Genomic DNA, 8184 nt, shown 5'->3' with positions numbered 1-8184 from the left:
GCGTCACCCATATGAGCATGTTCTGCCTGCCAAAGTTCTTGCGGAAGGACTTTGAGAAACAACAGAGGGTGATCACCGACAAGAAACTGATGACAGCCAAGTTCGCCTGAGATACCTTTGCCCACGAAAAACACGAAAAGGCGCGAAAAGGATTACTCACACAAAGACACGGAGATCACTAAGGTATTTTTTATTTTATATTTATGTTTTCCTGCATTCATGGTTTCCTTATAAAAAGCAGTTACGAGTTTAAATGAAACACAGAACATCCCCCAACAGATCCCCCCAGAGCCGGGCCCCGCTGTTCGAGGCCCTGGCCGAGTACGTCAAACAGCCCAAGGCGGCCTTTCACACCCCCGGCCACAAGCAGGGCAAGGGCATAGACCCGGCCTGGCGCCAGCTGGCGGGCGACAACATCTTCCGGATGGACCTGACCGTGCTGCCGGAGACCGACTGCCTGTTCCATCCCACCGGAGTCCTAAAAGCAGCCCAGGCCCTGGCTGCCAAGGCCTACCAGGCCGACCACAGCTATTTTCTGGTCAACGGCTCCACCGGCGGCAACCTGGCCATGCTGATGGGCGTGCTATTTCCCGGCGACAAGATCATCGTCCCCCGCCACACCCACAAGTCGGTGATCGCCGGGCTGATCATGTCCGGGGCCCTGCCGGTCTACATCCATCCCGAGGTCAACCAGCAGTGGGGGCTGATCCTGAACGTCTCGCCGGAATCGGTGGAGCGGGCCATGGAAAAGAACCCCGGGGCCCGGGCGGTGTTCGTCTCCTCGCCCACCTATCACGGCATCTGCTGCGACCTGGAGAAGATAGTGAAGGCCGCCCACCTCAACGACCGGGTAGTGATGGTAGACCAGGCCCACGGTCCGCATTTCCTGTTCCATCCCAGTTTGCCCACCTCGGCCATGGAGGCCGGGGCCGACATCTGCGTGGAGAGCACTCACAAGCTGATCTCCGGCCTGACCCAGGCCTCCATGCTGCACGTCAAGGGGCCCAACATAGACATCCGGGACCTGGAGGAGGTTCTTTTGCTGACCCAGAGCACCAGCCCGTCCTATCTGCTGATGGCCTCGCTGGACCTGGCCCGGAGGCAGATGGCCCTGCACGGCCGGGAACTGCTGGACAGGTCCATAAAGATCTCGGTCAAGCTGAAGAAGGACATCAACGCCGTCAAGGGCCTGTACTGCCTTAATCCCGAGGACGTCAAGCCCTTCAAGCTGGACCCGTCCAAGCTGATCGTCTTCGTGGACAAGCTGGGCCTGACCGGCTACCAGGCCAGCCAGATACTTAATGAGAAATACAACATCCAGGCCGAGATGGCCGACTGGGACCACGTGGCCTTCATCTTCACTTTGGCCGACGGACAGGCCGAGGCCGGCAAGCTGCTGGCGGCGCTTAAAGCCCTGGCCGGCTCCTGCCAGCCCAACGCCCGGCTGAAGAAGCTGGACATCCAGTTCCCGTCCAACTATCCCGCCATGTCGCTGACCCCGAGGGAGGCCTTTTTTGCCGGGTACAAGACCATACCCTTAAAGGATTCGGTGGGCGAGATCTCAACCGAGTTCTTCACCGTCTACCCGCCGGGCATCCCGGTGATAGTGCCGGGGGAGCGGATCACCAAAGAGGCGGTGGAGTATTTGAGGGACATGAAGAAGATCGGGGCCATACTGGTGGGGCCGGAGGCCGGCCAGCCGGGGAAGATCAGGGTCGTGGCTTGAAATGGGGAACCGTAATGGGACGCAGACTTCGACATGGCTTCGGCACGCTCAGCCCGGCGGCTCAGGGCATGTAAACAGTAAACTGGTCGTAGGCTAGGGGCTTGACAAATAGCTTTTTTAGAGTGATAATTACTAATCTTTGAAAACAAAACGGCCAATAAACAAAACTCAATAAACAAGGAGCGACTTAAAATGTGCAATTGTTGCGGGTGCGGAAGCAAAGTGGACTACAAGTGCGATGACTGCGGCAAGACCTCCAAGGTTCCCAAGGAGTGCTGCGGCAAGCCGATGAAGAAGCAGAAGTAAACTGACTGCTTTATGGACCAGATCACCAAAGAAATGACCATTATGGAGGTGGTCAACCAGTTCCCCAAGACCATCAAGGTATTTTACTCCCATGGCCTTTTCTGCGTTGGCTGCAGCGTGGCCTACCGGGAAACGGTGGAACAGGGGGCTATGACCCACGGATTGGATGCCGGCCAACTCGTGGTTGAGCTGAATGCCTGCCTTAAGGAAGCCGAACCGGCGGAGAAAAAATAAGCCACTGGTAAAAAAGCAGCCTGTTAAAAAACAGGCTGCTTTTTTGTTTGACTGCGGGCGAAAGATGTATTAAAATACTTTAAATGATTTTCCGATCAAATCGGAAAGCCATTATCTTAATAAAACCAAGATCTCAAATATTCAAACCGGAGGGATCAAAATGAGACACATTAAACTCCTATTGCCACTGCTGTTTCTTCTTATGTCTTCTCCCAGTATAGCCCAGAACGCCGATTCGGCCAACCATTGCCTGAAACTGGCCCAGCAGGATTACCAGGCCGGGGATTATCAAAAAGCGGCCCAGAACTACATCTCCCTGCTGAGGCACTATCCCGGTTATGTCCTGGCCGTTTACAATACGGCCTGCTGTTACAGCCTTTTGAACAACAAGGCCGAGGCCGTTAAATGGCTGGAAAGTGCGGTGGACCTGGGATATTATGATTTTGACCGGGACCAGGACATGAATAACATCCGCAGCACCAGGCAATACAAGAAGACCCTGGCCCGGGTTCAAAAGCTGATCGCAGAATTGAAAGCCAAAACGGAAAAACCCGTCATTGGACTGCCCCAGGATTTCGATCCCGCCAAGACCTACGGCCTGCTGGTGGCCCTGCACGGCTACGGCAGCGATCCCAACAACATAGTACAGGCCCTGGCCGGAGTTCCGCAGCAGATGGGTTATATCGTGCTGGCCCCCTACGGGCCTGACGCGGCGGGAAAGGACGGTTTCAGCTGGGGCGAACGGGACACGGCCGAGCAGAAGGTGCTGGCCGCCATAAAGACGGCGCAGGCCAAATACAAGATAGATCCTTCAAGGATAATACTGATGGGCTTTTCCCAGGGAGCCACAACTTCTTACTATATCGGAACCAAGAATGCTGCTCTTTTCAAGGGCATCATCCCCATGGCCGGGATGTATGATTCCTCGCTGGACCAGTTCCTGCCAAGGAGCCGGGAGAATAACCTTAAAGTCTATATCATGTTCGGGGAGCTGGAGCCGGAGGCCATGATCAAGGCCAACCTGGAGGCGATAAGATCGTTCATCATGTCGGGGATAACCGCCAGCTTCAATGTCTACGCCCGGCTGGGGCATGCCTTTCCGCCCAACCAGGAATTCGAGCTGCAAAGGGCCATTGAGTGGGTGGAGAAGTGAGATTGATCAGTGACAAAGCCCGGATCGAATCCTTCCTCCGCCAAAACCCAGCGCTCCATCTTTACGAGTTGGGCGACCTGGATGATTTCTTTTTCCCTTATACTGCCTGGTACGCCCTGGAAGAGAAGGGAATGATCAGCGCCCTGGCGCTATTATATACAGGCACAGAACTCCCGGTGCTGCTGGCATTGGATGACCCGGGCTCGGCTGCAATGCCGGGGCTGCTTGATGAACTTAAGGTTAAAATCCCGAAAAGGTTCTATTGCCATTTGACTCCGGGGCTGGAAAGCTCCCTGGAAGACATGTTTTTGCTGGAATCGCACGGCACCCATCATAAAATGACCTTGACCGACAGCAGCAAATTGGGTGATATCGATAGCTCCGGCGCAGTTCAACTTGATGCCAGGGACAAAGCGGAGATACTGGAATTCTACGCTTCCGCCTATCCCGGCAACTGGTTTGACGCTCGAATGCTGGAGACCGGGCAGTATTTCGGCCTCCGCCGGAATGGCCGGCTGGCCAGCATCGCCGGGATCCATGTCTATTCTCCGAAATACAAAGTGGCGGCATTGGGGAACATCGCCACTTTGCCTGAGTTCCGGGGCCAAGGGCTGGGAACCATTGTCACGGCGGCCTTGTGCCGGAACCTGCTGAAGACGGTGGGCATCATCGGGCTCAATGTAAAGACTGACAACGCGGATGCCATCAGATGCTACCAAAAACTGGGTTTTAAAATAACCGGAGAATACAACGAATTCATGGCCAATGAAAGGGAAAACCGACCGCCCCCCTGACCCCCTCCCGTAAGGAGGGGGAGACCATTATCCCTTCCCTTGTGGGGAAGGGGCAGGGGTTAGGTCCGGCAGCCAATAACTTGTGAAAAGCAATCATTCAACTTATATTAAAAGATTTATGAATCAAAAAGAAATACTGGAATTTGCCAAGGAGGCAGGGATCTCCGAAGAAGAGTCCCGGCAGTACTTTCTAAAGGAGGAAGCCCTGGAGCTCGAGGAGCAGAAGGCGCTCAAGCCGTTGTTCGACAAACTGGTCCTGCCGGCGGTGGAGCTGGGGGCGGGCATGGGCGATTTCACCGATGAACTGTTGCAGAAATACATTAAGATCACCGGGAAACTATACGCGGTGGAGCGTCTGGATACCACGGCGGCCAAGCTTAAGGAACGGTTCAAGGACATTCGGCTGGAAGTGCTGCAGTCAGATTCCACCAGCCTGCCTCTGCCCGACGGCTCGGCCGGGCTGGTGATCTCCCGGATGGCCCTGCACGACTTCGTCAGCGCCGACGGCGACGTGGCCAAGGCACTGGCCGACTGCATCCGGGTGCTGGCCCCGGGCGGGGTGTTCGTGGTCTACGACAAGATCAGGGACGGTTTTGCCGAGGTGGAAACCCAGTCGGCCGAAGGCCGGATGGAGCGGATGAACGTCCAACTGGCGGCGATCGAAGGCAAGGTCTGCTGGGGCCTGCATCTGCTGGAGGACTATGTCACTCTTCTGGGCAAGCTGGGACTGAAAGACATCAGGTCATCAGGTCTGGATGTCCCCGATACCCCGGGCTATGTCAGCATCATGTCCAAAACCCTGGAGGAGCGGCGGGCCGCCTATATCAAGCGTTGGGGGCCGGAAGCGGGGAAGTTGATAGACTCTGTTTTGGAGGATTTTGCCAAGATCCCGCCCAAAGCCCTGCCCCGGATGATAGTTTGGGGGATAAAACCGTAAAATCAGGTGCAATTTCACGATCTGAACACCTATAAGAACGAAGTTTGGACTTCGTTCTTATTTTTTTAATAATTTGTTAATCAGCTTAATTTATTGCATTGACAGTATTTATGACTTGTGATAAAATACAAGACTTAATAAAATGCCATAAATTTAACAAATTCTAAGCACTAATCCCCAAGAGCCAAACAAACAACTTCAGGCTTTGTCATTCTGAGAAGCCAGGCTTGACTTGCTCCCGAAGAATATGTTTATTCCACGGATTCTTCGGTTAGTCAGGCAAAGTTGCCAAGCTCAGAATGACCGGTTGGGAACTAGAAAATTGTAATTAGGATTTATAGTTTATAGATGCCTATCATCGAAGTAAATAACCTGGTCAAGGATTTCAAACGCTACCGCCGGAGGCCCGGTCTGACGGGGGCTTTCAAGGATCTTTGGGCCCGGAAATACGAGACCGTTCACGCCGTGAACCAGGTCAACTTTTCCATTGACTCCGGCGAGATAGTGGGCTACATCGGCCCCAACGGCGCGGGAAAATCCACCACCATCAAGATCCTGACCGGGATCCTGGTGCCCACCTCGGGCCAGGTGCGGGTCCAGGGGCTCATCCCCTACAAGCAGCGCTACCAGCACGTCAAGCAGATAGGGGTGGTCTTCGGCCAGCGCACCCAGCTGTGGTGGGACATCGCGGTGATGGAGTCGTTCAACCTGCTGCAGAAGATATACGAGATCCCGATGTCCGATTATAAGGCCCGGCTGGAGAAATTTGACCGGGTGCTGGGATTGAAGGAACTGCTGGAGGTTCCGGTGCGCAAGCTTTCCCTGGGCCAGCGGATGCGCTGCGACCTGGCGGCCTCGCTGCTTCACAATCCCAGGATAGTCTTTCTGGACGAGCCCACCATCGGGCTGGACGTGGCGGTCAAGGCCAACATCCGGGAATTCATCAAGGAGATCAACCAGGAGTACGGCACCACCGTCATCCTGACCACCCACGACATGTCCGACATCGAGGAACTGTGCAGCCGGGTGCTGATGATAGACGCCGGAAAGATCATCTACGACGGGGAATTGAAGGCCCTGAAGGACGGGGTGGACGCCAGCCGCCGGCTGCTGCTGGAGACCATCTTCCCGGTAAAACTCTCGGGGCTGGCCGACCTGCTTAAGGATTATCCTCTGGACATGCAGTCCACCGATGCCTACCACTGGGAGATCAGCTTCAACCGCAGCCAGGTGAACGCCGCCCAGCTGATGCACCTGCTGCTGTCCAGCCTGGACGTCAGGGACATCGGGCTGGAGGAGCCGCCGATCGAGGAGATCGTGCGCAAGGTCTACGAGGGGCGGAAGGTCCAATGAGGATGAGGTCGGCCAAATACTGGCAGTTCATGCGGCTGGGCTACATCACCTACCTGGCCTACCGCTTTCAGGTGCTGGCCAGCTTCGTCTCCTACCTGCTGATCATCGCCCTGAACTACTTCCTGTGGAAGGCGGTCTATTCCGGAAGGCAGGTGATAGCCGGGTTCACCATGGAGCAGATGATGACCTACGTGGTGATCGGCTGGTCGGCCCGGACCTTTTTTGCCAACCGGATCGACCGGATGATCGGGGACGCGGTCAAGGACGGCTCGATCATCATGGACCTGCTGAAGCCCACCAACTTCCAGCTCTACCACTATTTCCGCTCCTTCGGCCGGGCCGTATTCATGTTCATCTTCATGACCCTGCCCATCATAGTGGTGGCTTCGCTGCTGTTCCCGGTCCAGCTGCCCTCGGGAAAGCTGGGGCCGTATCTTTTTCCCCTGAGCATGGTCCTCAGCTTCTTCCTGCACGCCGGCATCAGCTATCTGACCGGGCTGGTGGCCTTCTTCACCCGCAACAACGAGGGGGTGTTCCGCTTCAAACAGCTGCTGGTGGAGGTCTTCTCCGGGGTGATGATCCCGATCACCTTTTTCCCGGGATGGGTGCAGAATGTTTTGTTCTGGCTGCCCTTCAAGTACATCGCCTACGCGCCACTCAGGATCTACCTGGGCATGGAGCCGCTGTCCCGCGTTCACCAGGGGGTGCTGCTGCAGATAATGTGGATCATCATCATCTACGCCGCCGGGCAGCTACTGTGGCACTATGGGATCAGACGGCTGGAGATACAGGGGGGATAAACCTATTACTGGTAAAATAGGAGTTGCACCATGTTTAATCCAAACATCAAAACTAGTTATTTGGCGCAGATGATTTATATTTGCGCCTTGGTCTGCATAGCCCCAACGGTGTCGTTACATGCCCAAGTTTTTGACCCCATTGCGCAATATGAATTAAATAGATCAAAGAACGTAAGCATTGCTTCTGCTGTACAAAGGACATTACAAGAGTTGGATAAAATTACTGATGATAAAACTAAAACAGAAGCTATATACACATTTGCAGAGTATTTACGATCACAAGAATCTGATATTCAAGATGACGATCCAACTAATGGAGATTTAATTAAATTAATGTATGGAGTGGTGAATGTTTATAAGTATAGTTTAAAGTATAAAACTGATAGAAATGCAGAAACATGCTATCGCATAGGCGATTATTTTTTAGACCCAGTATTAGATAAAAATGATTCTGCTACAAAGTATTATAAAATTGGTGCTTATAACTACGCCGGACAACTATATGCGGATGAATGTCTCATGAAAATAAAAGATTACGATACACTTATAAAAAACTATCCTAAAAGTAAATTGTACCGCCAAGTATGGATTAACAAGGCTAATTTGACATGGTCCAGTAATCCAGAAAAGACGATAGAGATATATAATGAATATTTTAGCAAATATATTGATGAAAAAAACATGGTACAAGATGATATTTGGATACTTACACAACGGGCTGAGTGCTATATTAAATTAAAGCAATACGAGAATGCACTCAAGGATTATAATAAATTCTTATCCTTATGGAAATGGAATAATAGTAAAAAGTTTGAGGTGCTTGTCGGTATTGCAGAGATATATGAAGAAGAAAAAGCCATAGATAGTTCCACGATATATTA

8 protein-coding genes are annotated in these 8184 nt (G+C 53.1%); all 8 read left to right on the top strand.

Annotation, left to right across the window (positions count from 1 at the left end; translation table 11 throughout):
* Window positions 1–253: 253 nt before the first annotated feature.
* Complete coding sequence (locus Q7U71_09285) at window positions 254–1726, top strand: aminotransferase class I/II-fold pyridoxal phosphate-dependent enzyme (GenBank protein MDO9391949.1); 1473 nt, start codon at window positions 254–256, stop codon at window positions 1724–1726.
* 318 nt (window positions 1727–2044) lie between these two features.
* Entirely contained in the window at window positions 2045–2266 is a 222-nt protein-coding gene (locus tag Q7U71_09280) for a DUF1858 domain-containing protein (GenBank protein ID MDO9391948.1), read from the top strand.
* 160 nt (window positions 2267–2426) lie between these two features.
* Window positions 2427–3419, top strand: a complete 993-nt coding sequence (locus Q7U71_09275; protein ID MDO9391947.1) for a dienelactone hydrolase family protein — start codon at window positions 2427–2429, stop codon at window positions 3417–3419.
* Window positions 3416–4213: a GNAT family N-acetyltransferase gene (locus tag Q7U71_09270; protein MDO9391946.1), complete on the top strand. Its 798-nt coding sequence runs from the start codon at window positions 3416–3418 to the stop codon at window positions 4211–4213. The genes Q7U71_09275 and Q7U71_09270 overlap by 4 nt, the downstream gene beginning before the upstream one ends.
* A 118-nt stretch (window positions 4214–4331) precedes the next feature.
* Window positions 4332–5150 carry a class I SAM-dependent methyltransferase gene (locus tag Q7U71_09265; protein MDO9391945.1) on the top strand — a complete coding sequence of 273 codons (819 nt, stop codon included), beginning with the start codon at window positions 4332–4334 and terminating at the stop codon, window positions 5148–5150.
* 348 nt (window positions 5151–5498) lie between these two features.
* Window positions 5499–6503: an ATP-binding cassette domain-containing protein gene (locus Q7U71_09260; GenBank protein MDO9391944.1), complete on the top strand. Its 1005-nt coding sequence runs from the start codon at window positions 5499–5501 to the stop codon at window positions 6501–6503.
* Complete coding sequence (locus Q7U71_09255; protein ID MDO9391943.1) at window positions 6500–7303, top strand: ABC-2 family transporter protein; 804 nt, start codon at window positions 6500–6502, stop codon at window positions 7301–7303. The genes Q7U71_09260 and Q7U71_09255 overlap by 4 nt, the downstream gene beginning before the upstream one ends.
* Before the next feature lie 30 nt (window positions 7304–7333).
* Window positions 7334–8184 (top strand): hypothetical protein (locus tag Q7U71_09250; GenBank protein ID MDO9391942.1); only part of this gene is annotated, 851 nt, incomplete at its 3' end.

Source organism: bacterium (genome assembly GCA_030655055.1).
Taxonomy (GTDB): Bacteria; Edwardsbacteria; AC1; order AC1; family EtOH8; genus UBA5202.
The sequence above is the reverse complement of the archived record's forward strand: the minus strand, read 5'-3'. Positions and strand labels throughout refer to the sequence as shown.